The organism is Neisseria sp. P0006.S009 (assembly GCF_051962915.1).
Classification (GTDB): domain Bacteria; phylum Pseudomonadota; class Gammaproteobacteria; order Burkholderiales; family Neisseriaceae; genus Neisseria; species Neisseria subflava_E.
Genome location: NZ_JBQCUV010000002.1, coordinates 444271 through 468229 on the forward strand (window position 1 = coordinate 444271; position 23959 = coordinate 468229).

Annotated in this window: 25 protein-coding genes, 1 other RNA gene and 1 pseudogene; 10 read left to right on the forward strand and 17 right to left on the reverse strand. The window is 52.2% G+C overall.

Annotated features, from left to right (window positions below; translation table 11 throughout):
• Window positions 1-3 precede the first annotated feature (3 nt).
• Complete coding sequence (gene mltA / locus ACTHTK_RS05905; RefSeq protein ID WP_107723932.1) at window positions 4-1326, forward strand: murein transglycosylase A; 1323 nt, start codon at window positions 4-6, stop codon at window positions 1324-1326.
• A gap of 107 nt (window positions 1327-1433) precedes the next feature.
• On the opposite strand, the gene rnpB is transcribed toward mltA, so the two are convergent.
• From rnpB to ACTHTK_RS05940, 7 genes are all read right to left on the reverse strand, one after another.
• Window positions 1434-1795, reverse strand: an RNA gene (gene rnpB / locus ACTHTK_RS05910) — RNase P RNA component class A.
• 53 nt (window positions 1796-1848) lie between these two features.
• Entirely contained in the window at window positions 1849-2556 is a 708-nt protein-coding gene (locus ACTHTK_RS05915) for a hypothetical protein (RefSeq protein WP_107723933.1), read from the reverse strand.
• Between the two features lie 54 nt (window positions 2557-2610).
• Window positions 2611-2844 carry a hypothetical protein gene (locus ACTHTK_RS05920; RefSeq protein WP_049335660.1) on the reverse strand — a complete coding sequence of 78 codons (234 nt, stop codon included), beginning with the start codon at window positions 2842-2844 and terminating at the stop codon, window positions 2611-2613.
• A gap of 13 nt (window positions 2845-2857) precedes the next feature.
• A complete protein-coding gene (gene ruvA / locus ACTHTK_RS05925; protein ID WP_107723934.1) occupies window positions 2858-3442 on the reverse strand; it encodes a Holliday junction branch migration protein RuvA in 585 nt (194 codons plus the stop codon).
• Window positions 3443-3540: 98 nt separating this feature from the next.
• Entirely contained in the window at window positions 3541-4260 is a 720-nt protein-coding gene (locus ACTHTK_RS05930; protein ID WP_070624865.1) for a septal ring lytic transglycosylase RlpA family protein, read from the reverse strand.
• Window positions 4261-4308: 48 nt separating this feature from the next.
• On the reverse strand, window positions 4309-4773 hold the full coding sequence (trmL, locus tag ACTHTK_RS05935) for a tRNA (uridine(34)/cytosine(34)/5-carboxymethylaminomethyluridine(34)-2'-O)-methyltransferase TrmL (protein WP_049335654.1): 465 nt from the start codon (window positions 4771-4773) through the stop codon (window positions 4309-4311).
• A gap of 64 nt (window positions 4774-4837) precedes the next feature.
• On the reverse strand, window positions 4838-5554 hold the full coding sequence (locus ACTHTK_RS05940; RefSeq protein ID WP_107723935.1) for a ComF family protein: 717 nt from the start codon (window positions 5552-5554) through the stop codon (window positions 4838-4840).
• Between ACTHTK_RS05940 and bioH the strand changes: the two genes are divergently transcribed.
• The gene (gene bioH, locus ACTHTK_RS05945) at window positions 5553-6299 is read left to right on the forward strand and encodes a pimeloyl-ACP methyl ester esterase BioH (RefSeq protein ID WP_440378480.1); all 747 of its coding nucleotides are present in this window, start codon (window positions 5553-5555) and stop codon (window positions 6297-6299) included. The two genes, ACTHTK_RS05940 and bioH, sit on opposite strands and share 2 nt — an antisense overlap.
• A gap of 60 nt (window positions 6300-6359) precedes the next feature.
• Entirely contained in the window at window positions 6360-7166 is an 807-nt protein-coding gene (locus ACTHTK_RS05950) for a methyltransferase (protein WP_440378481.1), read from the forward strand.
• Window positions 7167-7232: 66 nt separating this feature from the next.
• Here ACTHTK_RS05950 and ACTHTK_RS05955 read toward each other — a convergent pair whose 3' ends face one another.
• The 3 genes and pseudogenes from ACTHTK_RS05955 to ACTHTK_RS05965 form a co-directional block, all read right to left on the reverse strand.
• Window positions 7233-7481: a BolA family protein gene (locus ACTHTK_RS05955; protein ID WP_003686612.1), complete on the reverse strand. Its 249-nt coding sequence runs from the start codon at window positions 7479-7481 to the stop codon at window positions 7233-7235.
• Between the two features lie 125 nt (window positions 7482-7606).
• Window positions 7607-7936, reverse strand: a complete 330-nt coding sequence (locus tag ACTHTK_RS05960) for an FKBP-type peptidyl-prolyl cis-trans isomerase (protein WP_293202418.1) — start codon at window positions 7934-7936, stop codon at window positions 7607-7609.
• A 139-nt stretch (window positions 7937-8075) separates the two neighbouring features.
• A pseudogene (locus ACTHTK_RS05965) lies at window positions 8076-9250 on the reverse strand (cytochrome-c peroxidase).
• A 395-nt stretch (window positions 9251-9645) separates the two neighbouring features.
• Here ACTHTK_RS05965 and efeU point away from each other — a divergent pair.
• The 3 genes from efeU (at window position 9646) to efeB (ending at window position 13050) form a co-directional block, all read left to right on the forward strand.
• Window positions 9646-10470, forward strand: a complete 825-nt coding sequence (gene efeU / locus ACTHTK_RS05970; RefSeq protein WP_036492490.1) for an iron uptake transporter permease EfeU — start codon at window positions 9646-9648, stop codon at window positions 10468-10470.
• Window positions 10471-10482: 12 nt separating this feature from the next.
• Window positions 10483-11649, forward strand: coding sequence for an iron uptake system protein EfeO (gene efeO, locus ACTHTK_RS05975; RefSeq protein WP_049333129.1), 1167 nt, complete (start codon window positions 10483-10485; stop codon window positions 11647-11649).
• 135 nt (window positions 11650-11784) lie between these two features.
• Entirely contained in the window at window positions 11785-13050 is a 1266-nt protein-coding gene (efeB, locus tag ACTHTK_RS05980; protein ID WP_070848853.1) for an iron uptake transporter deferrochelatase/peroxidase subunit, read from the forward strand.
• A gap of 72 nt (window positions 13051-13122) precedes the next feature.
• Here efeB and ACTHTK_RS05985 read toward each other — a convergent pair whose 3' ends face one another.
• The 5 genes from ACTHTK_RS05985 to ACTHTK_RS06005 all read right to left on the reverse strand — a co-directional run bounded on the left by ACTHTK_RS05985 (window position 13123) and on the right by ACTHTK_RS06005 (window position 17548).
• Window positions 13123-14208: a hypothetical protein gene (locus ACTHTK_RS05985; protein WP_371459496.1), complete on the reverse strand. Its 1086-nt coding sequence runs from the start codon at window positions 14206-14208 to the stop codon at window positions 13123-13125.
• A 30-nt stretch (window positions 14209-14238) separates the two neighbouring features.
• The gene (locus ACTHTK_RS05990; protein ID WP_315114119.1) at window positions 14239-14916 is read right to left on the reverse strand and encodes a hypothetical protein; all 678 of its coding nucleotides are present in this window, start codon (window positions 14914-14916) and stop codon (window positions 14239-14241) included.
• 127 nt (window positions 14917-15043) lie between these two features.
• A complete protein-coding gene (locus ACTHTK_RS05995) occupies window positions 15044-15511 on the reverse strand; it encodes a CinA family protein (protein WP_440378482.1) in 468 nt (155 codons plus the stop codon).
• A 75-nt stretch (window positions 15512-15586) separates the two neighbouring features.
• Window positions 15587-16432 (reverse strand): mechanosensitive ion channel family protein, encoded by an 846-nt coding sequence (locus ACTHTK_RS06000; protein WP_440378483.1) that lies wholly within the window; start codon window positions 16430-16432, stop codon window positions 15587-15589.
• A 114-nt stretch (window positions 16433-16546) separates the two neighbouring features.
• The gene (locus tag ACTHTK_RS06005; protein ID WP_440378484.1) at window positions 16547-17548 is read right to left on the reverse strand and encodes a thiamine ABC transporter substrate-binding protein; all 1002 of its coding nucleotides are present in this window, start codon (window positions 17546-17548) and stop codon (window positions 16547-16549) included.
• 64 nt (window positions 17549-17612) lie between these two features.
• On the opposite strand from ACTHTK_RS06005, the gene ACTHTK_RS06010 reads away from it, so the two are divergent.
• From ACTHTK_RS06010 to glmS, 4 genes are all read left to right on the forward strand, one after another.
• Entirely contained in the window at window positions 17613-18260 is a 648-nt protein-coding gene (locus tag ACTHTK_RS06010; RefSeq protein ID WP_440378485.1) for a pyrimidine 5'-nucleotidase, read from the forward strand.
• 61 nt (window positions 18261-18321) lie between these two features.
• Window positions 18322-18597, forward strand: coding sequence for a membrane lipoprotein lipid attachment site-containing protein (locus tag ACTHTK_RS06015; protein WP_039861930.1), 276 nt, complete (start codon window positions 18322-18324; stop codon window positions 18595-18597).
• Between the two features lie 64 nt (window positions 18598-18661).
• Window positions 18662-20035, forward strand: coding sequence for a bifunctional UDP-N-acetylglucosamine diphosphorylase/glucosamine-1-phosphate N-acetyltransferase GlmU (gene glmU, locus ACTHTK_RS06020; protein WP_440378486.1), 1374 nt, complete (start codon window positions 18662-18664; stop codon window positions 20033-20035).
• Window positions 20036-20198: 163 nt separating this feature from the next.
• Entirely contained in the window at window positions 20199-22037 is a 1839-nt protein-coding gene (gene glmS / locus ACTHTK_RS06025; protein WP_107723943.1) for a glutamine--fructose-6-phosphate transaminase (isomerizing), read from the forward strand.
• A 77-nt stretch (window positions 22038-22114) separates the two neighbouring features.
• Here glmS and ACTHTK_RS06030 read toward each other — a convergent pair whose 3' ends face one another.
• Both ACTHTK_RS06030 and ACTHTK_RS06035 read right to left on the reverse strand, forming a co-directional pair.
• Window positions 22115-22519 carry a DUF2628 domain-containing protein gene (locus ACTHTK_RS06030; protein ID WP_049333146.1) on the reverse strand — a complete coding sequence of 135 codons (405 nt, stop codon included), beginning with the start codon at window positions 22517-22519 and terminating at the stop codon, window positions 22115-22117.
• 128 nt (window positions 22520-22647) lie between these two features.
• The gene (locus ACTHTK_RS06035) at window positions 22648-23946 is read right to left on the reverse strand and encodes a M16 family metallopeptidase (protein WP_440378487.1); all 1299 of its coding nucleotides are present in this window, start codon (window positions 23944-23946) and stop codon (window positions 22648-22650) included.
• Window positions 23947-23959: the final 13 nt, after the last annotated feature.

Sequence of the window (23959 nt, forward strand, 5' to 3'; positions counted from 1 at the left end):
TCCATGAAAAAACATCTGTACCGCATCACGCTCGTCAGTATTGCCGCAGCCATTCTTGCCGCCTGTCCGAGCAAAAGCATTAAAAACCTCCCCGAAACCGACACCAGCGTTATCAAAGGCCCCGACCGCCCCACTGGCACGCCCGATCCCGTCGGTACGACAGTGAGCGAGGGAGGAGCAAACTACACCGTAGTTTCCTACAACGAATTGCCGCACTGGGACCTCCAACACTTTACCAAAAGCCTGCAGTCTTTCCGCTTAGGCTGTGAAAAACTTAAAAACCGCCAAGGCTGGCAGGACGTTTGTATCCAAGCCATGCAAACACCGGTGCACCATTTCCAAGCCAAGCACTTTTTCGAGCGCTATTTCACCGCATGGCGCGTCGATAACGGCGGCAATCCTGCCGGCACCATTACCGGCTATTATGAACCGGTCCTGCACGGCGACGACAAATCCACAAGCCAATCCCGTTTCCCTATTTACGGCATTCCGAACGATTTCGTTTCCGTTCCGCTGGCTGCAAACTTGAGGGGCAGCAAAGCCACCGTCCGCATCCGCCAAACCGGCCCAAACAGCGGCGTCATTGACAACAGCGGCACATACACGGCCGACTTGTCCAGATTCCCGATTACAGCACGCAGCACTGCGCTGAAAGGCCGTTTTGAAGGCAGCCGTTTTGTTCCTTACTACACCCGCAGCCAAATCAACGGCGGCGCGCTTAACGGCAAAGCACCGATTTTGGGTTATGCAGATGACCCGGTCGAACTTTTCTTTATGCACATTCAAGGTTCAGGCCGTCTGAAAACACCGTCCGGCAAATACATCCGTGTCGGATTTGCCGATAAAAACGAACATCCGTATGTTTCCATCGGCCGTTATATGGCGGACAAAGGCTATCTGCCGCTGGGTCAGACCAGCATGCAGGGCATCAAGGCCTATATGAAGCAAAACCCCGGCCGCCTTGCCGAAGTTTTGGGGCAAAACCCAAGCTACGTCTTCTTCCGCGAGCTGACTGGCAGCAGTGATTCCGGCCCGGTGGGTGCATTGGGTACGCCGTTGATGGGCGAATACGCCGGTGCCATCGACCGTCACTACATCACGCTTGGCGCACCATTATTTGTCGCCACTGCCCACCCGATCACCAAAAAAGCCCTCAACCGCTTGATTATGGCGCAAGACACCGGCAGCGCGATTAAAGGCGCGGTCCGTGTGGATTATTTCTGGGGTTATGGTGACGAAGCAGGCGAAGTGGCCGGCAAAATGAAAACCACCGGCTATGTATGGCAGCTCCTGCCCAACGGCATGAAACCGGAATACCGTCCATAAACAGCGGTTTAAAAAAAGGCCGTCTGAAACCAAGATTGAGGTTTCAGACGGCCTTTTTATTTCTATAAAAATGCGGCAGGTTTTAAAAACCTGCCGCGGTATGGGGACATACAGCTCGGACGGTAAGCCGGGTTCTGTCGCGGACAGTCATTCCTCTAGGCACATCATTGCTGGTGTGCTCAAGCAACCTACCCGAACGCTCGGCGAGCAGCGTCATCGCGTTCTGTTTGGTCTTGCTCCGAATGGGGTTTAGCCTGCTACGCTTTGTTACCAAATGCACGGTGCGCTCTTACCGCACCTTTTCACCCTTACCTGTTTTGCCCGAAGGCAATCATCGGCGGTATTGCTTTCTGTTCCACTTTCCGTCGCGTTACCGCGCCCGGCCGTTAGCCGGCATTCTGCTCTGTGGAGCCCGGACTTTCCTCCCCGTATGCCTTACGCGATACGCGGCGACTGTCTGTCCGACCTGTATGAGGTGCGGATTATAACACAGCCGCCATAGGGTTCAGACGGCCTAAATATTTATTTTTTCTTTTTAAATGCTATTTCGGTCAAACCCAATTCCTGTGCTTTTTTGCGAACTGCGGATTCGGGCATTTCGCGTGCCAGGCGGCTGGTGCAGTATTCGGTCATGGTGGTGGCGCAGGCTTTGAAGTTGCCGGTAAAGTCGCTGGCGGCACTTAAAAACGGAATGAGGCGGCCGGCCATGATTTCTTCGGCCGGTGCGTCTGTTTGGGCGGATACGCGTCCGGACTCGACCGCCGAGAAAATTTGTTCGGTAAAGCGTCGGGCGAAGTTTTCTTCTGTTTGGCAGTCTTGGAATGCGGTGTTTTCGTGTTGGCAAACAAGGGTAACTTCGCCTTGAGCTTCTTGCAGCGGTTCGGCCAAATCGAGTTTGAGGGTTTGCTTGTCGGTTTGCAGCCAGGCGGTGCGGCCTTGAGTTTTGATGATTTTGCCGTAAACGCCGATGGCATCGTTTTTGGGGATGTTTTTCTGTTCGGCAAGTTGCTGGGCCGAGAATAAGGGGGCTTGTTCGGCAAATGCGCCGCCGGTTTCGTGTTTGAAGTAGGCGGCGAGGTCTTGTTTGATGAGGGCTTGGGTCAGCAGTTTTTCGCCTTCGGTCAGGCGGTGTGCGAAGCCGTGTGTTTTGGGGGTGGATGCGGCATCCGTGGTCTTGGTATCCGGTGTGCAGGCGCTCAGGAGTAAAAGCAGGGGAAGGATGTATTTCATGGTTGGTCTCTCAACAGGCCGTCTGAATATATGGTTTCAAACGGTCAGCGTTGTTTATCGATAACGATAAACCCGGCGGGGATAAACGGGATAGGCCGGGTAATTGCGGACGGGTTCGCTGTCTTGATAGATGACGGTCGTCCCGGGCGGGGCGTTGATGGTCACGGTTTTGTTGACAGTGGTTTGCGAGTGGACGGGCAGGTCTAAGACGGCGGTGCGTCCATACGGGGTCTCGGTATAGACGCATGCGCTTAGAAAGAGGGTGATGCTCAGGGCCAATGCCTTCATGTTTCAGACGGCCTTATTTGAGCAGGTTTTTCAAGGCCAGGCGCACGCCTTCGCCGACTTCCGTGCCTTTGGGAATGCCTTTGGTGGCGGCTTTGGCTTCGCGTTCGTTGTAGCCGAGGGCAAGCAGGGTGTTGATGATGTCTTGGCTTTCGTCGGCAACGGTATCAGGGGCAAACAGGCCGTCTGAAACGGTATGGGATACGAGTTTACCGCGCAGTTCCAACACCATGCGTTCGGCGGTTTTTTTGCCGATGCCGGGGGCGGAGGAGAGACGTTTGACGTCTTCTTCGGCGACGGCTTGCGCCAGCTCGTCGGCATTCATGGCCGACAAAATGCCCAATGCGGTTTTGGCACCAATGCCGCTGACTTTGACCAGTTGGCGGAAAGTGGCGCGTTCCTCGGCTGAGGCGAATCCAAACAGCAAATGCGCGTCTTCGCGGACGACAAGCTGGGTGTAGAGATGGACGGTTTCGCCAACGGGGGGCAGGTTGTAGAAAGTCTGCATGGAAACGTCGGCTTCATAACCGACGCCGTTGACGTCGATAACGACCTGCGGCGGATTTTTCTCAATCAATTTGCCTGTGAGCCTGCTGATCATGGTGTTCCCCTGTGATTAAAAAAGGCCGTCTGAAACCTTGCAATCGGGTTTCAGACGGCCTTGTATTGTATCAAACTTCAGCGGTTACGCGGACGAAATCAGATGGCGGATGCCAGGTTCAGATGACGGGCGCGTTCGCCTGCTTCGGCGGCACGTTCTTGGCTGCTGAACGGCCCCATTTTGACAACGTATTCGTAGTTGCGTTTTTCAAGCATGATTTTGCTGTCTGACGGCAGGCTTTGTGCGGCTTGGTTCAAATAAGCCTGTGCTTCGCGTTGAGTACCGAAGGATTTCAAATCAACAAAAAATTCTTTGTTGTTTGGGGAAATAATGGTTTGAGCGGCGGTTTGGCCGGGGATGATCTGCTCAACTTTGACGTTGGCCGTGCCTTGGTTGATGAAGCCTAATTGTTGGGCGGCGGCTTTGGAAACATCGATGACGCGGTTGCCGTGGAAAGGGCCGCGGTCGTTGACGCGAACGATGACGCTTTTGCCGTTTTGCATATTGGTCACGCGTGCGTAGCTGGGAATAGGGAGGGTTTTGTGGGCGGCGGAGAGGGCGTTCATATTGTAACGCTCGCCGCTGGAAGTTTTACGGCCGTGGAATTGGTTGCCGTACCATGAGGCTTTGCCGGTTTGGCTGAAAGAGGAAACTTGGGTCAGCGGCGTGTAGCGTTTGCCGGCAACTTTGTAACTGCGGTTGGCAGAAGGATGCAGTTTTTCGACTCGGACCACGCTGTCGGCAACAGCGGCATTGATGGAAAGGACGCCGATGGTGGCGGCGGCTAGGGAAAGGAGGGTTTTTTTGGTAAAAGTCAAAACGGGTTCCGTTCTTGAGTTGATAACGCAGCGGTTTCAGACGGCCTGTTATACGCCGCCGGCAAAACCGTTTTGTCGCCATGCTTCAAACAGAATGACGGCGACGGTATTGGAAAGATTCATGCTCCTGCTGCCGGGCATCATCGGCAGGCGGATTTTTTGTCCGGCAGGCAGACTGTCGAGAACTTCGGCAGGAAGGCCGCGTGTTTCGGGACCAAACAGCAACACGTCGCCTTCGCGGAAGGAAACTTCGTCGGGGCGGGTAGAGCCTTTGGTGGTCAGCGCGAAAATGCGGCGGCCTTCAAGGGCCTTGAGGCAGTCTTCGAAATTCTCATGTACCGTCAGTTTGGCAAACTCGTGATAATCCAAGCCCGCGCGTTTCATTTTGGACGAATCCAGCGGAAACCCAAGCGGCTTGACCAAGTGCAAATCGGCACCGGTATTGGCGCACAGGCGGATGATATTGCCCGTATTGGGCGGGATTTCGGGTTGGTACAAAACTATGGTAAACATATAAATCAATCACTTATAGAGTGGCATAATGCCGAAATGTTCCATGGGTGTCAAAAACTTTAAGCTATTTTTTCATTGGCGGACGCGCCAAGCTCCAGCAAAAAATCTTACCTGCGCCTGATTTTTTCAGCGTTTTCGCCAATTCGTCCAAAGTCGAACCGGTGGTGAAGACATCGTCAATTAACAGAATATTACACGCCTTCGGCAATTCGGCTTTGATTTTAAATGCATTCTTGATATTTCGCCGACGTTCGTCGCTTTTTAGCGTACTTTGCGGCTCGCCATGCCGTCTGAAAACCGCGTGGCGTGGCAGCAGCGTCCAGCCGTAGCGTTTTGCCAAAATATCCGTCAATGCCTCGCTTTGGTTGAATCCGCGCTTGAGCCGCCGCTCTTTGCTCAAAGGCATGGGCAGGACGAAATCGAAGTGTTCCGCCGCCAGCCAGTCCGGTGCGTTTTGGCACATCAAATCCGCCAACGGACGGCTCATGCCCAAGTCGGCCAAGTGTTTCAGCTCGCGTATCATGCTGCTGACGGGCGGTTCGTAATACAGCGAGGCCCACATTCTATCAAATGCGGGCGGCTTTTTCTGACAACTGCCGCACACTGCCCCGCCCGCGACATGGCGGAAACACAAAGGGCAGCTTTGTGCCGCGTCGATAAAATATTCCGTCAAATCGTTTGTGCAGCCTCGGCAAAGGCCGTCTGAAACGGAATCGTGGCATAATACGCAACGTCGCGCATTGAGCCGTTTCAAATTGCGCCACCAAGAAAGAACATTCATGCCACACTCCGCCAAAAAAGTTTATCTGATACACGGTTGGGCGGCGAACCGCCATGTATTCGACGATTTGATACCGCGCCTGCCTGCCGGTTGGGACGTCCGCGCGCTTGATTTGCCCGGACACGGCGATGCGCCTTTTACCGAGCCGTTTGATATTGCCGCCGTTGCCGAAGCCTTCGCCGGACAAATCGACACGCCGGCACACATTCTCGGCTGGTCGCTGGGCGGACTGGTTGCCCTGTATCTGACCGCGCTTTATCCCAATAAAATCCGATCGCTCTGCCTGACGGCAAGTTTTGCCCGATTGACTGCCGACACGGATTATCCGGAAGGCTTGGCACAACCTGCCTTGGGCAAGATGGTCGGTGCATTCCAGCAGGATTATGCCAAACATATTAAGCAGTTTCTACAACTGCAACTGTTGCACACGCCCCATTCCGGCGAAATCTTAAACCGGGTGCTGCCCGATTTAGCGCGCTGCGGCACGCCTTCCGCCTTACAGGCCGCGCTTGAAGCGGTCAACCATGCCGATGCGCGTCCGCTGTTGCCGCTGATTCAAACGCCGTCATTGCTGGTGTTTGGACAGAAAGACGCCATTACGCCGCCGCGCATGGGCGAATATTTACACCGCCATTTGAGCAACAGCGAGCTGGTCCTTATCGACAAAGCCGCACACGCGCCCTTTTTAAGCCATGCCGACGAATTTGCCGAAACCTACCGCAATTTCGTCGAAAAGGCCGTCTGAAACAGACATCAACCATAAAAACAGAATATTGTCGGGCAAAGCCCGCTGACACGACCCACCATGACCGAACAAGACAAACGCTGGCAAATTCACCGCCATCTCGCCCAAGACACCGACGAGCGCCTGCAGCTGGTCCGCAATGCACCCAAACGCATCATGCTGATTGGTGCCGATGCCGACATCAGCCGCAGCCTGCTGGCCGCGCGTTATCCCGACGCTGTGTTTGAAGAATACGATCCGAATGCCGACTTTTTGAAAACCGCCGCCGCCGCGCGCAAAGGCGGTTTCTGGCAGAAGCTGACTGGCAAAACCATTCCGCAACATTGCCAAGCCCTGACCGCGCCGCTGCCTGAAGCAGCTGCCGATATGCTGTGGGCCAACCTCAGCCTCAGCCGCGCCGACGATATTTTGCCGGTATTGAAAAACTGGGCCGCTGCTTTGAAAACCGACGGATTATTGTTTTTCACGCACTTTGGCCGCGACAGCCTGACCGAACTGACAGGCCGTCTGAACCATGAAGGCATCGAATGCGAAGCGCCCACGCTGATTGATATGCACGACTTGGGCGATATGCTCGCCGACAACGGCTTTTACGATCCGGTAACCGACACGGCCAAGCTTGAGTTGAGCTATAAAAAAGCCGGGACGTTTTGGCAGGACATGGAAACCTTGGGATTGTGGAATGCGTTGAAGTTCAGCAATCCGCAAGCGGCCAAGGAAGCTGTGGATAAGATTTTTGCCAACGAAGGCCGTCTGAACATCACGCTTGAAACTGTGTACGGCCATGCCGTGAAGAAATTGATGTTGCCTCAAGGGGAGAATGTGGTGCAGTTTTTCCCGAAAAAACAGATGCAGGCCGGAAGCTGAGGCTGCTTGGGTTTGAATGCAAAAAGGCCGTCTGAAGTTTCAGACGGCCTTTTGTTTGATTCCGAATTAAGCCTGTTTGGCCGCCCATTCGGCCGGCGTGGCGGCAACGGAAATCGACAGCGCGTGCAATTCATTGCTTTCGAGTTGCGGCTTGAGGCCGTCTTTAATCAGGCGGTGGCGGGCGAGGCGGGCTTTGCCTTCAAAGGAAGAAGAAACGATTACGGCGAAGAAGTGATGGCCGTCGCCTTCGACTTCGACGTGTTCGCAAGGGGTAACGCCTTCAATCAGGGTTTTGACTTGTTCGGGTAAAAGCATGAGGGTTCCTTGGGAAATGGTTTGTTTGTAAAACAGGCATTATACCGAATCTTGATAAAAACAGGCCGTCTGAAAAACCAAACTTCGGGTTTCAGACGGCCTCGGCCTTTGGAAGCGTCAAATGCTTATTCGTACACTTTCAGCAGCTCGACTTCAAAAATCAAGATCGCGTGCGGAGGAATCACGCCGCCGGCACCGTGTGCGCCGTAGCCCATTTCGGAAGGAATGGTCAGCTTGCGTTTGCCGCCTTCTTTCATGCCGCCGAAGCCTTCGTCCCAACCTTTAATCACTTGGCCGACGCCCAGAGTGATGGTCAGCGGTTGACGGCGGTCGAGGCTGGAGTCGAATTTGGTACCGTCTTCCAACCAGCCGGTGTAATGTACGGTGATTTCTTTGCCTTTGACGGCTTCTTTGCCGTGGCCTTCTTGCAAGTCTTCAATAATCAGGCTCATGATGTTCCTTTCGGATGTATGGTGAAAATCGGCTCAAGATTACCATATTGTGTGGAATCGTGAAACAAAGGCGCCCATATGGCCGGCAACAAAAAGGCCGTCTGAAACGGATTTTCAGACGGCCTTTGTTTTGCGCTAAACCTTATTTGTTGTCAGGTTGGGATTTGACATCGTGGGAGACAGGCAGCTCAGGCATGGTTCGGGCAGACTCCGGAACATTGCCGGAGAGGGCTTTCAAGAAGGCAACGATGTTTTCAGTGTCTTCCGGAGCCAGAGTTTTACCCAATTGGGCTTTTGCCATGATGTTGACGGCTTTATCCAGTTCCCAAACGCTGCCGTTGTGGAAGTATGGATAGGTGCGCTCAACATTTCTCAAGCCGGGAACGCGGAAGAAGAATTCGTCTTCGGCTTTTTTGGTTACGTCCGCACGGCCTTTGTCGTGTTTAGGATCGTCGATGTGTTTCCAGTAAGGACCATCCACCAAACCGAATTTTTGGAACATGGCACCGCCCAAGTTGACGCCGTTGTGACAAGCGATACAGCCGTTGTCCATAAATGCGCGTACGCCTTTGCGTTCTTGTTCGCTCAGGGCAGATACGTTGCCTTTCAGGTAGTCGTCCCAACGGGTCGGAGTCAGCAGGGTACGTTCAAACGCGCCCAATGCGGTGGTGATGTTTTTGAAGGAAACCGCGCCGTCTTCAGGGAATGCGGCTTTGAATTTTTCTTGGTATTCAGGGATACCGGCGATTTTGGCGGCGGCATCGGCTTCGGTAGCGTTGGCCATTTCAACAGGGTTGAGCAATGGGCCGCCGGCTTGTTCTTCCACATCGGCGGCACGGCCGTCCCAGAATTGGCTGCCCAACAAGGCGGCATTCAGAGCAGTTGGGGAGTTACGGCCACCGAATTGGCTTTTGTGACCCGCGCTGGTCGGCATGTTGTCTACGCCGGCAGTTGCCAAGTTGTGGCAAGAGTTACAGCTGACGGTGTTGCCTTTGGACAGGCGGTTTTCGTACCAAAGTTGTTGGCCGAGTTTGACCTGTTCTTCGGTAAACGGACGAACTTTTTGCATTTCGGCTAAGTCAGGCAAAGGTTTGAACGTAGCTTGCGCGCGTTCCAACAGGGCTTTGTCTTCGGCAGAAACATCGGCAGAATTTTGAGGGGCGAAACAGCGGCGGTGCTTGCGGCAGCATCGGCACCGCTCGCGGCAGAAGCTGCTTGAGGGGTTTCGGTTGTTTGAGCCGTTTTCTCGCCGCAGGCGGTCAGCGCGGCAGAAACGGCCAAAGCCAAAGCGATTTGGTGGAGTTTTAAACGTGGCATAGGAGGGTTCCTTTGTTATGCGTTTGTTATGTCATGGATTGCTGATTGCACCAGCAATATGCCAACTATAAAAGATAAGGCGGTTTTAATTTTTGTTGTAAATCAACCTTTTAAATTTGATAAATTCTGAAAATATCACTGATAGGGAAATTTATACTATGGAACTTTTTTATTATTTATTTACAATTGCTTAGATAAATTAAGGCCGTCTGAAAAAATAAAATTCAGACGGCCTTATTCAGACGGCCTTTTAGTTTTTATTGATTACGTCCGTTATTTTATTTTAAAAAATCTTAATAAATATGGGGTTATTAAAAAATAAAAATAATTTGCGTTATTAAGCATAAAGCGTTATAAATGCGTTAACAAATGAACATTTCACTTTAGAGTTTTTTATGCTGATTGCTTTATTGATTATGCTGCGCGAGGGCATCGAAGCCGCCCTGATCGTCGGTATTGTTGCCAGTTTTTTGAAACAGTCGGGACACAGCGAGCTGATGCCGAAGGTTTGGCTGGGCGTGTTTTTGGCTTCGGTCATGTGTTTGGGTATTGGTTACGGCATTCATTCCGCTACCGGCGAGATTCCGCAAAAAGAACAGGAATTGGTGGTCGGCGCCATCGGCCTGGTGGCTGTGGCGATGCTGACGTACATGATTTTGTGGATGAAGAAGGCCGCGCGTTCGATGAAACAGCATCTTCAGGATTCTGTTCAGTCGGCCTTGAACCGCGGCAGCGGCCAGGGTTGGGCCTTGGTCGGCATGGCGTTTTTGGCTGTGGCGCGCGAAGGTTTGGAGAGCGTGTTTTTCCTGCTGGCCGTGTTCCAGCAAAGCCCGACATGGTCTATGCCGATAGGCGCGGTGTTGGGGCTGTTGGTGGCGGTTGTCATCGGTACGCTGATTTATCAGGGCGGTATGCGCCTGAACTTGGCGAAGTTTTTCCGTTGGACGGGCGCGTTTTTGATTGTGGTGGCGGCCGGTCTGCTGGCCGGTTCGTTTCGCGCGCTGCATGAGGCCGGCGTATGGAATGTGATGCAGGATATTGCTTTCGATACATCGAAATATTTGCATGAAGACAGCCCTTTAGGCGTGCTGCTCGGCGGTTTCTTCGGCTATACCGACCACCCGACCGAAGGCGAAGTCCTGATTTGGCTGCTGTATCTGGTTCCCGTCATGATTTGGTTTTTGCGCGGCAGTGCGCCGGCAAAAACGTTAACTAAATAAAAAGGAATGAAAATGAAAAAATTCAATCTGACTGCTTTGTCCGTAATGTTGGCTCTGGGTTTGACCGCGTGTCAGCCGCCTGAAGCCGAAAAAGCCGCGCCTGCCGCTTCAGGCGCATCCGCTGCCGCCAATGCCGACGGTTCGGTCAATATCGGTGTGAACGATACTGCCTGCGAACCGATGGAATTGACCGTCCCCAGCGGCCAAGTCGTGTTCAACATTAAAAACGACAGCGGCCGCAAGCTGGAATGGGAAATCCTGAAAGGCGTGATGGTGGTGGACGAGCGTGAAAACATCGCCCCGGGTTTATCCGACAAAATGACCGTTACCCTACTGCCGGGCGAATACGAAATGACTTGCGGCCTGTTGACAAATCCGCGCGGTAAGCTGATTGTTACCGACAGCGGCTTCAAAGACACTGCCAACGAAGCGGATTTGGAAAAACTGTCCCAACCGCTCGCCGACTATAAAGCTTACGTTCAAGGCGAGGTTAAAGAGCTGGTGGCGAAAACCAAAACCTTTACCGAAGCCGTTAAAGCCGGCGACATTGAAAAGGCCAAATCCCTGTTTGCCGCCACCCGCGTCCATTACGAACGTATCGAACCGATTGCCGAGCTTTTCAGCGAACTCGACCCCGTCATCGATGCGCGTGAAGACGACTTCAAAGACGGTGCGAAAGATGCCGGATTTACCGGCTTCCACCGTATCGAACACGCCCTTTGGGTAGAAAAAGACGTATCCGGCGTGAAGGAAATTGCAGCCAAACTGATGACCGATGTCGAAGCACTGCAAAAAGAAATCGACGCATTGGCGTTTCCTCCGGGTAAGGTGGTCGGCGGCGCGTCCGAACTGATTGAAGAAGTGGCCGGCAGCAAAATCAGCGGCGAAGAAGACCGTTACAGCCATACCGACTTGAGCGACTTCCAAGCCAATGTGGAAGGCTCCAAAAAAATCGTTGATTTGTTCCGTCCGCTGATCGAAGCCAAAGACAAAGCGTTGTTGGAAAAAACCGATGCCAACTTCAAACAGGTTGAAGACATTTTGGCGAAATACAAAAAACAAGACGGCTTCGAGCTGTACGACAAACTGAGCGAAGAAGACCGCAAAGCCCTGCAAGCGCCGATTAATGCCTTGGCAGAAGACTTGGCCAAACTGCGCGGCATTTTGGGTTTGAAATAAGATAACGCGTTTTCAGACGGCCTTTGGATATTGAAAGGCCGTCTGAATCTTATTATCGCCCACACAAAATATGCTTGAAAACCGACCTTACTTCACACGATTGCAATCTTTCCGTTCCCTGCCAAGGAGCAGACCATGAGCCAAAACAAACAACCGGCACAACCCGAAAAACGAACCCTTTTCAAAACTGCCCTTGCCGCCGGCGCCATCGGCGTTGCCGGTTATTTTGCCGGTAAAAAACAAGGCGAATCCGCCGCCGAGACCCAAAACAACCAACATTCCGAGCTGGCCTATCCGTGTTATGGCGAGCATCAGGCAGGCATCGTTACGCCACACCAGCTCTTCGGCATCATGTGTGCCTTTGACGTTACCGCCAAAGACGCCAAACAACTTGAAAACCTGTTCCGTGCCCTGACCGCCCGCATCGAATTCCTCACCCAAGGCGGCGAATACCAAGACGGCGACGATAAGCTCCCGCCTGCGGGTAGCGGCATCCTCGGCAAACAATTCCGTCCCGATGGGCTGACGGTTACCGTCGGCGTCGGCAGCAGCCTCTTTGACGACCGCTTCGGCCTCAAAGACAAAAAGCCGAAACACCTGCAGGAAATGCGCGACTTTCCTAACGACAAACTCCAAAAATCTTGGTGCGACGGCGACCTCAGCCTGCAAATTTGCGCATTCTCCCCCGAAACCTGCCAAGCCGCCCTGCGCGACATCATCAAAAACACTGCCCAGTTTGCCGTCATCCGCTGGAGCATAGACGGTTGGCTCCCTAAAGCCGAACCCGGCGCCATTGCCGCGCGCAATCTTTTAGGTTTCCGCGACGGCTCAGGCAATCCCAAAGTCGAAGATCCCAAAGTCGCCGATCAAGTCCTGTGGACGGGCGTTGCCGCCAACAGCTTGGACGAACCGGCATGGGCGAAAAACGGCAGCTATCAGGCCGTCCGCCTCATCCGCCACTTTGTCGAGTTTTGGGACCGCACCCCGATGCAGGAACAAACCGATATTTTCGGCCGGCGCAAATACAGCGGCGCGCCCATGGACGGTAAAAAAGAAGGCGACACCGCCGATTTCGCCAAAGACCCCGACGGCAAAATCACGCCCAAAGACAGCCATATGCGCCTTGCCAACCCGCGCGATCCGGAGTTCATGAAAAAACACCTGCTCTACCGCCGCGCCTTCAACTACTCGCGCGGCCTCGCCGCCAACGGCCAGCTCGATGTCGGCTTGGTGTTCATCTGCTATCAGGCCAACCTTGCCGACGGCTTCATCTTCGTGCAAAACCTGCTCAACGGCGAGCCGCTGGAGGAATACATCAGCCCATTTGGCGGCGGCTATTTCTTCGTCCTGCCGGGTGTCGAAAAAGGCAGCTTCCTCGGCAAAGAACTTTTGGGCGTATAAATCCGCCGATGGTTTGAATAGATAAAAAGGCCGTCTGAAACCTGATTTCCAGATTTCAGACGGCCTTTTTAGTTAAGAAAGCATCATTCCACGTGATTGGGATTGCACGATTTGTTTTTGTTGCTCCTCATATTCAATTCGTTGTGCCGTTTGCTGAATTTGGCTCAGGCTTTCCTCTACCGGCGTCTTAGCCGCTTCCCACATATCTACAGAAGCCATTATTAATCCGGGGGCTCTGTGTCCGACCGAGACTTTCCCATTATCGTTAATATTGAATAAAGACACGTCCTGCATATTGTTTTCATAGTATGCGGAGGTTAATGACATAGCAATTTTATCTACATCATTTTTATCATAGGCAATATTTTTCTTATCACAGAAGTCAGTAAAAGCCTGTTTACACTGATGGAAGATGGCCTGGGCAGTTTTAGGCATATCGTTGATTTTTAGAATATCCCCATCGATGCTAACCTGTGCGTATTGATGCCCTTGTTCGCGTTGATTTTCAGTTAAAATGTATCGTTGGGTAAAAGTTCTCTCAGGCATTAGCTTGTGTACATTTTCCATTAACTCATCGATATTTTTTCCTGCAGGATAACGGGAAATGGTATTCGGGATCTTTTCAAATTCGGGAATATTGCCCAATACTTTGGTTGCCGCTTTTTTGGAAGTATTAATCGTACCGATTTTCTGGCCGTTCCTGTATAAATCTTTGCTGTGAGTGGAATAAACGTTGCTGGCATTTAATGCGGCATAGACGAAATCGATGCAGCTTCGGCTGTTCCAGTTGTAGATATCTGAATTAAAACTATATTTTTTTGGATTTTTTCCAAAATTTTCTAAGGTTTTATACTGCGCTTCTGTAATAGCTACCGTTTTTCGATATACTTGCTTGCTATAAACTTTATGTTCATCTTTTTGAACCTCGCCTGGCTTGTCAGGAGAAGTCCAGCTAAACTTTTCAGAACCGTGTGGTGGTGCAAAACCGTAGGCCTTGATTGTTTGACCACCATCTTCGCTAATACCGTAGAAAACATGACCTGGATCAGAGGTTAGTTGCTTGCCATTCTCCATCCAAGGTTTTCCGTTTTTCAACAGAGGTGTACCTGCGCCTGCCACATAAATTGTCAGGGTGTATTTCTTTTGATTGTTCATCATTTTTCCTTTGATCAGAATTTCAGAATTAAATTATTTATGATACGGTTGGGTATTGACGGACACAGACAGACGGAGCTTTGGATAATTAGGGAATTTTTGCAGCGGTCTGATTTTAAGTCTGTAATAACCTCCTTTTTCCTGTATCAGAAACCAAGCCATTGCATTTTTTCGGATACTGAATTCTTCTCCATTAAATGTGCGAGATGAGAGCGCAGTATTTTCATCAGCAACAAATTGAGTTTGGTTATTCTTGAATCTAACGGCATTCATATAATCATTATTAATTTTTGGTAATTCAGCATAATGAATAAAATTATTACTCAGACTTATTTGAGTTTCTTTCTGGTTTTTATCTAAATGAGTTAGAGAAGTTTCAAAATTTAGCAATTTATTTTCAATTAAATAATCATTCATATCCACTCCCTTTTCAATATCGTAATATTTTTTATCTTCAAATGGAAACATTGCCATAATATAGACCGCATAGTTCGTTTCGAGGGCTTTTGGCTTTTTTTTCAATTTGAAATAAAACACCTGCTCCTTCTTCGGGTCGATAATCAAAGGCTGTTCGAACGGCACCTCGTATACAGGATGTCCATTAATTTCTTTCGGTACGTCTTTATATGGATCGCCATATTGGGAACAGGCACTTAAAAAAGTTACAAAAAAACCTAAAAAAGCTAGTGTATATTTTTTTGTTTTGTTCATTATTTTTCCTTTATATTTTCGGTTGATAGTAAAAAATATGATTAAGTATATACCATTAAAGTTTTAAATATCTTAATTTGTGAAAGGCCGTCTGAAACCTGATTTCAGACGGCCTGAGTTTTTTCTATCAAACCAAATGTTCCGCCAAGAAAGCCAATGCGTATTCGACGGCTTGCCCCCTTACTGCTTCGCGGTCGCCTGGGAATAGTACGGTTTGCTCAAACGAGCCTTCGGGCGTGGCCAGGCCGAACCAGACTGTACCGACCGGTTTGGCCGCGCTGCCGCCGCTAGGACCGGCGATGCCGGAAATACTCAAGGCGTAATCTGCCTGCGCCACGGCTTTTGCGCCGCGTGCCATTTCATAGACGGTCTCGCGGCTAACCGCGCCGTGTTTCAGCAAGGTGTCGGGCATGACGCCGAGGCGGTCTTGTTTGGCTTGGTTGCTGTATGTGACGAAGCTTTGGTGAAACCACTGCGAGCTGCCGGGAATGGAAGTCAGCTCACCTGCAAGCAGGCCGCCGGTGCAGGACTCGGCGCAGGTAACGGTTTGACGGCGGCTGGTCAGGTGATCGGCGATGGTTTGCAGATGGGACATGGCGGCTCCTTATGGAAATGGTGGAATGGGGCGGGCGTTTGACCCGCCGGGTTTCAGACGGCCTGAAAGCTGAAATCAGTCTTTCGGCTGAATGAGGTGGACATCACATTGTGGGAATGGGATGTTGATGTTGGCTTCGCGCAGGTTTTCAACCACTTGCTCGTTCAGGGCGAATCGGAACGGGCCGAGATTTTCTTCTTGCGTCCACGCCCAAAGGGTAATTTCGATGGCGCTGTCGCCAAGGTTGGTAATGTATACGACGGCAGGTCGTTCTTCGGTTTGAACACATAATGGATGCTCGGTTGCCGCTCTCAATACGGCGGCTTTGGCGGCTTTCAAGTCGCAGGCGTAGTCGACGCCGACAACGACTTGGGCGCGGCACAGGGGCAGGGAAGAGCGGTTGGTGATGCTGTTGGTCATGACCACGCTGTTGGGCAGGACGACTTCTTCGTTGTCCGGCGTGCTCAAAGAGGTCTGCACCATTTTAATTTCGCGGACGATGCCTTCAAAGCCGTTGACGCGGATAAAGTCGCCGACTTTAAACGGGCGGAACAGGATAATCAGCGCACCGGCGGCGAAGTTGGACAGTTGGTCTTTTAAAGATAAGGCAACCGCCAAACCTGCGCCACCGATCAGGGCGGTCACGGAAGTGGTCGGAATGCCGAGTTTGCCCAGTGCGGCGATGATGACGAGGATCAGCAGGCCGATGTTGGCGACGTTGCCGAGGAAGCTGACCAGCGTTTTATCGACTTTGGCGCGCGTCAGCGCGGCTTTCATCAGTGTTACTAAGCGCGTGGCGATCCAGCGGCCGATAAAGAAGATGGCCAAGGCGGCCAGCAGGTTCATGCCGAAAGACATGCCGGTTTGGGCGAGTTGTTCCCAGCCGGAGAACGAAGAGAGGACTTGAAGATCGAAATTCATAATTGTGTGTGCGTGTGAAATTGTTTAAAAGGTTATTGTAAAACAAGGCCGTCTGAAAAACTAATGATTTGTTTTTTTCAGACGGCCTTGATGTTTTTTTTTAAGTTTTTCGGTTTAACGTAAAACAGTTTTGCTCCAACGGCTCACCCATTGTTTTTGTTTGGTGTTGATGTCGGCACGGTTGGGGGAATCGCTGTGTTTCGGGGTTTGGGCAAACTCGAATACTTTGGGCAGCGGTGTGTTTTTGACTGCCGGATAGACCCACATTTCGGCAGGCAGGACTTTTTGCACTTCACCGCTTTGCAGCCAGCTCACCAGTTTGGCCGCCAGTTCGGGTTGTTTTGTGCCTTTCAAAACGGCCGCGCCTTCAACTTGGCGGAATGTGCCACCTTTGAGGAAGAGGTTGCCGGTGGGCGGGGTGCTGTATTTGCCTTTTGAGTAGTGGACTTCGGCCGCCGGGCTGGTGGCATAGCTGACCACGAGGGGATAGGCGCCGCCGTTTTGGGCGAAGTCGGTGTAGTAGGCTTCGCTCCAGCCTTTGGCGACTTTCACGCCGTTTTGGCGCATTTGCGCCCACCATTTGAACGCGCCTTCTTCACCCATGCCGCCGATGTTGGCCAAGAGGAAGGAGAGGCCGGGCGAGGATGTGGCGGGAGACGGGGTTACCAGAAGGTTTTTATATTCCGGTTTGGTCAGGTCTTGCAGGGTTTGCGGCAGGGGCAGTTTTTTCTGTTCAAACCATTTTTTGTCGTAGTTGATGGCGACATAGGCGTAATCAACGGCCAGCGCATCGGGCAGGGAAGCGGTTACGGGCGCGGATTTGGGTTGGCTGGTGGCGAGGATGCCGGCGGCTTTGGCTTTGCCGATGTTGGCGTTGTCCAAACCGTAAACTGCATCGGCAATCGGGTTGGCTTTGCTCAAAATCAGCTTGTTGAGCATTTCGTTGCCGCTGCCTGCCTTGATGACGGACACTTTGGCATCGTTGGCTTTTTCAAATTGCGCGATGACAGATTGGGGTAGGCTGAAGGATTTGTGCACGGCCAGACGCACTTCGGTTTGGGCGTACAGGTTTGCCGAAGCCAGCAACAGGGCCAGGGCGGACAATTTCAGTTTCATTCTCTTTCCTTTGTGCGGGTAAAATACGAAATATCATAACAAAATCTGCATATCAAGGCACGATATGAATCATTCCCCCGTTTGGCTGTTTGACCTCGACAATACTTTGCACAATGCCGAAGCCGGCATTTTCTACATCATCAACCGCGCCATGACCGAATACATGGCAGGCCGTCTGGAGCTTTCCGAAGAGGCCGCCTCCCAACTGCGCCAAGATTATTGGCACCGATACGGCGCGACGCTTGCCGGTTTGCAAATCCACCATCCCGAAGTCGATATCGATGAATTTTTGCGTGAAAGTCACCCGCTTAAGCAAATTTTGGCAAAGGTGGAGGGTATGGATGGAACTGGTGACGTTTTAGGCCGTCTGAAAGGGCGAAAAGCCGTATTTTCCAACGGGCCTTCGTTTTATGTCCGCGCATTGGTTGAAGCGTTGGGCTTGGAAGCGCATTTTGACGGCTTGTTCGGCACGGACGACTTCGGCCTGCTCTACAAACCCAATCCGCAAGCCTATCTCAACGTCTGCCGCCTGTTGGGCGTCAAACCCGAACAGTGCATCATGGTGGACGACAGCGCCGACAATCTGCACCAAGCCAAAGCCTTGGGCATGAAGACCGTTTGGTACGGCGAAAAAGCCCATCCGTTGCCATTTGCCGACGGCATAGCGAAAGATATGCAGGGTTTGCTTGAATTTTGCACAAAACTGCCGTGAAATTTTTAAAAATCAAGTACAATACACGGTATTGACGACATTTAAAAACAAGGACAACATCATGCGTAAACTCGCTTTAATCCTGACCGCCGCCGCCGTTTTGGCCGGTTGCTCTTGGGAAACCTACACCAACGAATCCGGCCGTACCGCCGTACGCCAAAAATATGCTACCGGCACACCCATCGTTTATCAGGACGGTACTTATTCTAAAAACATGAATTACAACCAGTTCCGCCCAGAGCGCCGCGCCGTCCAATCCAATCAAGCGGAACACGCTGAACGCGGCCAAAACTGGCAAAAACCGCAATTTGCCAACCAACAGCCAGCAACCGAATAACAATATCCCCAAGGCCGTCTGAACTTTTCAAACGGCCTCAAACAACGACAACGGAAACCGTATCATGGCTCAGACAGCTTTAAATATCGTCATCCTCGCCGCCGGCAAAGGCACGCGTATGTACTCCAAAATGCCCAAAGTGCTGCACCGCATCGGCGGCCTTCCTATGGTTGAGCGCGTTATCGACACTGCCGCCTCCCTGAATCCCCAAAACATCTGCGTCGTCATCGGCCACGGCAAAGAGCAAGTCTTGGATACCGTCAAACGCGATATCGTTTGGGTTGAACAAACCGAACAGCTCGGTACCGGCCACGCCGTCAAAACCGCCCTGCCGCACCTTGCCGCCGAAGGCCGCACGCTGGTGTTGTACGGCGACGTCCCCCTGATTGACGCCGCCACCCTCGAAACCCTGCTCGAAGCCGCAGGCAACGAAGTCGGCCTGTTGACCGACGTGCCCAACGACCCGACAGGCTTGGGCCGCATCATTCGCGACAGCAACGGTAGCGTAACCGCCATTGTCGAAGAAAAAGATGCCGATGCCGCCCAAAAAGCCGTGAAAGAAATCAATACCGGCATTTTGGTTCTGCCCAACGCCAAACTCGAAGCTTGGTTGAACAGCCTTTCCAGCAACAATGCCCAAGGCGAATACTACCTGACCGACCTCATCGCCAAAGCCGTTGCCGACGGCATCAAAGTCCATCCCGTCCAAGTCCGCGCTTCCCATCTGGCCGCCGGCGTGAACAACAAACTCCAACTGGCCGAACTCGAGCGCATTTTCCAAACCGAACAGGCGCAAGAATTGCTCAAAGCAGGCGTAACCCTGCGCGATCCGGCACGTTTCGATTTACGAGGCCGTCTGAAACACGGACAAGATGTCGTGATTGACGTCAACGTCGTCATCGAAGGCGAAGTCGAACTCGGCGACAACGTTGAAATCGGTGCCAACTGCGTGATCAAAAACGCCAAAATCGGTGCCAACACCAAAATCGCCCCATTCTCCCATTTTGAAGGTTGCGAAGTCGGCGAAAACAACCAAATCGGCCCATACGCCCGTTTGCGTCCGCAAGCCAAACTGGCCGACGACGTACACATTGGCAACTTCGTCGAAGTCAAAAACGCCACCATCGGCAACGGCACCAAAGCCAACCACCTCACCTACATCGGTGATGCCGAGATCGGCAGCAAAACCAACTTCGGCGCCGGCACGATTATTGCCAACTACGACGGCGTGAACAAACACAAAACCGTCATCGGCGACGAAGTGCGCATCGGTTCAAACTGCGTACTGGTTGCCCCCGTTACCCTAGGCAACAAAGTAACGACAGGCGCGGGCAGCGCGATTACCCGCAACTGCGAAGACGGCAAACTCGTTCTCGCCCGTTCGCGCCAAACCGTCATCGAAGGCTGGGTGCGTCCGGAAAAAGGCGATAAGAAGTAAGGTTGATCTTTATATTTACTTTCAGACGGCCTTGAGAAACAAAAAGGCCGTCTGAAACTCAGATTTGCCGTTTCAATGAATATAAAACGGCATTTTCCGACTGCCGCTTTCGGGAGCCGGAGCAGCAGTCATTTTCTCAAACTTTTGATACTAAGGAACTTATATGTGCGGTATCGTAGGTGCTATTCGCGCCAATCACAATGTAGTCGATTTTCTGACCGACGGTCTCAAACGCCTTGAATACCGAGGCTATGATTCGTCGGGTATTGCCGTAAACATGGACGGCAAAATCAAACGCGTCCGCCGTGTCGGCCGTGTTCAGCTGATGGAAGATGCAGCACGCGAAAAAGGCGTGTTCGGCCATATCGGCATCGGCCATACCCGTTGGGCAACCCACGGCGGTGTAACCGAGCCTAACGCCCACCCCCACATTTCCGGCGGCATGATCGCGGTTGTCCACAACGGCATCATCGAAAACTTTGAAGCCGAACGCGAACGCTTGAAAGCTTTGGGTTACACCTTCGAATCGCAAACCGATACCGAAGTCATCGCCCACAGCGTCAACCACGAATACGCGCAAAACGGCGGCAAACTGTTTGAAGCCGTTCAAGCTGCGACTGCCCGTTTCCACGGCGCATACGCCATTGCCGTTATCGCACAAGACAACCCTGAACAAATGGTTGTTGCGCGCATGGGCTGCCCGCTGTTGGTGGCCTTGGGCGACCAAGAAACCTTCATCGCTTCCGACGTATCCGCCGTGATCGCCTTTACCCGCCGCATCGCTTACTTGGAAGACGGCGACATCGCCCTGCTGAACGCAAACGGCATCGAAAAACTGCTCGACAAAACCGGTGCGCAAACCGAACGCGCGGTTAAAGTATCCGAATTGTCTCTGGCTTCTTTAGAGTTGGGCCCATACAGCCACTTCATGCAAAAAGAAATCCACGAACAGCCCCGCGCCATCGCCGATACTGCCGAAGTCTTCTTAGATGGCGGTTTTGAACCTGAAAACTTCGGCGCCAACGCCCGCGAAGTGTTCGACGATATCCACAGCATCAAAATCCTTGCCTGCGGTACGTCCTACTATGCTGCGCTGACCGCCAAATACTGGCTCGAATCTATCGCCAAAGTGCCGACCGACGTGGAAATCGCCAGCGAATACCGCTACCGCGACGTGATTGCCGATCCAAAACAACTGGTCATCACCATTTCCCAATCCGGCGAAACTTTGGACACCATGGAAGCCCTGAAATACGCGCAATCCTTGGGACACAAACACAGCTTGTCTATTTGTAACGTGATGGAATCCGCCCTGCCGCGCGAAAGCGAATTGGTACTGTACACACGCGCCGGTGCAGAAATCGGCGTTGCCTCTACCAAAGCGTTCACGACCCAACTGGTTGTCCTGTTCGGCCTGGCCGTTACCCTGGGTAAACAGCGCGGTCTGGTTTCCGATGAGCAAGCAGCTGCATACGTTGAAGAATTGCGCCAACTGCCCGGCAGCATTCAGCACGTTCTCAATCTTGAACCGCAAATCGCCGCTTGGGCACAAAAATTTGCCAAGAAAACCAGCGCACTCTTCCTGGGTCGCGGCATCCACTTCCCAATCGCTCTTGAAGGCGCATTGAAGCTGAAAGAGATTACCTATATCCACGCCGAAGCTTATCCTGCGGGTGAGCTGAAACACGGCCCGTTGGCCTTGGTGGACGAGAACATGCCTGTTGTCGTAATTGCTCCGAACGACAGCCTGTTGGACAAAGTGAAAGCCAATATGCAGGAAGTCGGCGCACGCGGCGGCGAACTCTTTGTCTTCGCCGACCTTGACAGCAACTTCAACGCCACCGAAGGCGTGCACGTTATCCGCGCCCCACGCCACGTCGGCGTACTCTCGCCGATTGTGCACACCATCCCCGTGCAACTCCTGTCTTACCACGCCGCCCTCGCACGCGGTACAGACGTGGACAAACCGCGCAACTTGGCTAAATCGGTAACGGTTGAATAAGCAATTGACCGGTTCAAAAAGGCCGTCTGAAACCTTGAAACAGGTTTCAGACGGCCTTTATGTTTTAAGAATCCGATTTATTTTTCGTATTTTGAAATATACTGAATAATGGCCATTTGAGGATTCTGAGCAATAATAAATTCAGTATCTTTTTTTTGATACTGATAGCCTCGGCTTATCAAATTTTTTTCACGTAGCTCATTTCCATATGCTCCAAGAATAAATTTAATTATGAGAGATGCAAGCTTAATTATTATCAGAAAAATTGCGCTACCAGAAATTTCCATTTCTCCAGTATCAGTAACTGAAATTGGGATTGGAGCAAATGCAAATAGAGCTAAAATAATTAGCACAATACCTAATCCCCAAATTTTTTTTACACATGCCCAGATACCTTCAAAGAAAAATGCAGGCCAAGACCAGCCTTGTTTGACCGCTTCATATTGGCCTATTGAATCTTTAAATATCTTATATACTTTCATGAAAACCCCTTTTATGATTAATATTTAAAAAGTAAGAAATTGTATCATAGTGCATAACTAATCTGAATAATTGTCAAACAACAGGCCGTCTGAAAAATCTTTCAGACGGCCTGTTGTTTTAAAGCGTTTTATTCTGCACCGACAACGACGGTGTTAAGGTCTTTGAATTTGATGCGGCGTTGCCATGCGTCGCGGACTTGTTCGACGGTCAGGCTGTTAATGGCTTTGGGGTAGGCTTCCAAGTAGTCGTTGGGCAGGTCGTAGAGGCCGATCAGGCTCAGGTAGTTGAGCAGTTTGTCGTTGGAATCATAGCGCAGGGGGAAGCCGCCGACGATGTTGGCCTTGGCCTGTTTCAGCTCGGCTTCGGTCGGGCCTTCGGCGATAAACTGCTCGATGACGGCTTGGGTGTCGGCCAGTGAGGCTTTGGTGTTTTTCTTTTGGGTGGAGTAGGAAACGGCAAACGTGCCTTCTTCTGTCGCCGGGGCGAGGCTGCTGTATACGCCGTAGGTGTAGCCGTGTTGGTCGCGCAAAACTTTCATGAGGCGGCTGTCGAAGCCGCCGCCGCCGAGGATGTAGTTGCCGGCAACGAGGGCGTAATAGTCGGGGTCGTGGCGTTTGAAGAGTGAGGTGCCGAGCAGGACTTGTGCCTGTGTGCCGGCAAAGGGGATGTCGCGGCGTTGGGCGGTTTGTTTGGGAACGGGTGGAATGGCGTGGGTTGCGGTGGCTTTGGCCGGCAGGTCTTTGAGGACGCGCTCGACCAGTTGCTCTGCCTGTTTGCGGTTGAGGTCGCCGACGATGGCGACGATGGCGTTGTCTTTGCCGTAGTGGGTGCGGTGGAAGGCGCGGATGTCGTCCAGACTAACGCGTTTGAGGCTGTCAACGGTTATGTTTGCGCCGCTGCCGTAGGGATGGTTCGGATAGATGAGTTTGGTCAGTTCGCGCGTGGCGGTGTAGTCGGGAGTGGTTTCTTGTTGTTGCAAGCCGGTGATGGATTGGGTTTGACGGCGGCGGAAAACGGCTTCGTCAAAGCGTGGACGGGTTAGCGAGTGGTTGAGCAAGTTGGCGGCTTTGTCGCGGATGTCGGCTTTGCTGAGGCTGCGGAAGCCTGCGGACGCGCTTTCGGCATTGCTGTCGCTGCTGATTTGTGCGCCGATGTTGTCGGCTTCGGCATTAAAGGCTTCTTCGTCCAGCTCTTGGGTGCCGTCGGTCAGAAGGGCGGCGGTAAATTCGGCAACTTGGCTTTTGCCGTCCGGATTGGCGACGCTGCCTGCGCCCTTGAAGCTGACTTCAAGGTCGATGATGGGGTTTTCGTGGCGTTCGACAAGGAGGATTTGGGTGCCGTCGCGGTTGCGCCAGCGTTGGATGTCGGTGGCGGCTTGGACGCTTAAGGGCAGGAGGAGGGCAAGGGCGAGCAGGGTGGGTTTCATGTTGTGGCTTTCT

Bases quoted from the DNA above. Each gene is read 5' to 3' on its own strand.
- glmS (WP_107723943.1), top strand. From the start codon at position 20,199: ATGTGCGGTATCGTAGGTGCTATTCGCGCCAATCACAATGTAGTCGAT.
- ACTHTK_RS05990 (WP_315114119.1), bottom strand. From the start codon at position 14,916: ATGAACAAAACAAAAAAATATACACTAGCTTTTTTAGGTTTTTTTGTA.
- ACTHTK_RS05950 (WP_440378481.1), top strand. From the start codon at position 6,360: ATGACCGAACAAGACAAACGCTGGCAAATTCACCGCCATCTCGCCCAA.
- ACTHTK_RS05985 (WP_371459496.1), bottom strand. From the start codon at position 14,208: ATGATGAACAATCAAAAGAAATACACCCTGACAATTTATGTGGCAGGC.
- ACTHTK_RS05940 (WP_107723935.1), bottom strand. From the start codon at position 5,554: ATGAATGTTCTTTCTTGGTGGCGCAATTTGAAACGGCTCAATGCGCGA.
- mltA (WP_107723932.1), top strand. From the start codon at position 4: ATGAAAAAACATCTGTACCGCATCACGCTCGTCAGTATTGCCGCAGCC.
- ACTHTK_RS05995 (WP_440378482.1), bottom strand. From the start codon at position 15,511: ATGTCCCATCTGCAAACCATCGCCGATCACCTGACCAGCCGCCGTCAA.
- glmU (WP_440378486.1), top strand. From the start codon at position 18,662: ATGGCTCAGACAGCTTTAAATATCGTCATCCTCGCCGCCGGCAAAGGC.
- ACTHTK_RS06015 (WP_039861930.1), top strand. From the start codon at position 18,322: ATGCGTAAACTCGCTTTAATCCTGACCGCCGCCGCCGTTTTGGCCGGT.
- ACTHTK_RS05920 (WP_049335660.1), bottom strand. From the start codon at position 2,844: ATGAAGGCATTGGCCCTGAGCATCACCCTCTTTCTAAGCGCATGCGTC.
- ACTHTK_RS05955 (WP_003686612.1), bottom strand. From the start codon at position 7,481: ATGCTTTTACCCGAACAAGTCAAAACCCTGATTGAAGGCGTTACCCCT.
- trmL (WP_049335654.1), bottom strand. From the start codon at position 4,773: ATGTTTACCATAGTTTTGTACCAACCCGAAATCCCGCCCAATACGGGC.
- ACTHTK_RS06030 (WP_049333146.1), bottom strand. From the start codon at position 22,519: ATGAAAGTATATAAGATATTTAAAGATTCAATAGGCCAATATGAAGCG.
- ACTHTK_RS06035 (WP_440378487.1), bottom strand. From the start codon at position 23,946: ATGAAACCCACCCTGCTCGCCCTTGCCCTCCTCCTGCCCTTAAGCGTC.
- ACTHTK_RS06005 (WP_440378484.1), bottom strand. From the start codon at position 17,548: ATGAAACTGAAATTGTCCGCCCTGGCCCTGTTGCTGGCTTCGGCAAAC.
- ACTHTK_RS05915 (WP_107723933.1), bottom strand. From the start codon at position 2,556: ATGAAATACATCCTTCCCCTGCTTTTACTCCTGAGCGCCTGCACACCG.
- bioH (WP_440378480.1), top strand. From the start codon at position 5,553: ATGCCACACTCCGCCAAAAAAGTTTATCTGATACACGGTTGGGCGGCG.
- ACTHTK_RS06010 (WP_440378485.1), top strand. From the start codon at position 17,613: ATGAATCATTCCCCCGTTTGGCTGTTTGACCTCGACAATACTTTGCAC.
- ACTHTK_RS06000 (WP_440378483.1), bottom strand. From the start codon at position 16,432: ATGAATTTCGATCTTCAAGTCCTCTCTTCGTTCTCCGGCTGGGAACAA.
- ruvA (WP_107723934.1), bottom strand. From the start codon at position 3,442: ATGATCAGCAGGCTCACAGGCAAATTGATTGAGAAAAATCCGCCGCAG.
- efeU (WP_036492490.1), top strand. From the start codon at position 9,646: ATGCTGATTGCTTTATTGATTATGCTGCGCGAGGGCATCGAAGCCGCC.
- efeO (WP_049333129.1), top strand. From the start codon at position 10,483: ATGAAAAAATTCAATCTGACTGCTTTGTCCGTAATGTTGGCTCTGGGT.
- efeB (WP_070848853.1), top strand. From the start codon at position 11,785: ATGAGCCAAAACAAACAACCGGCACAACCCGAAAAACGAACCCTTTTC.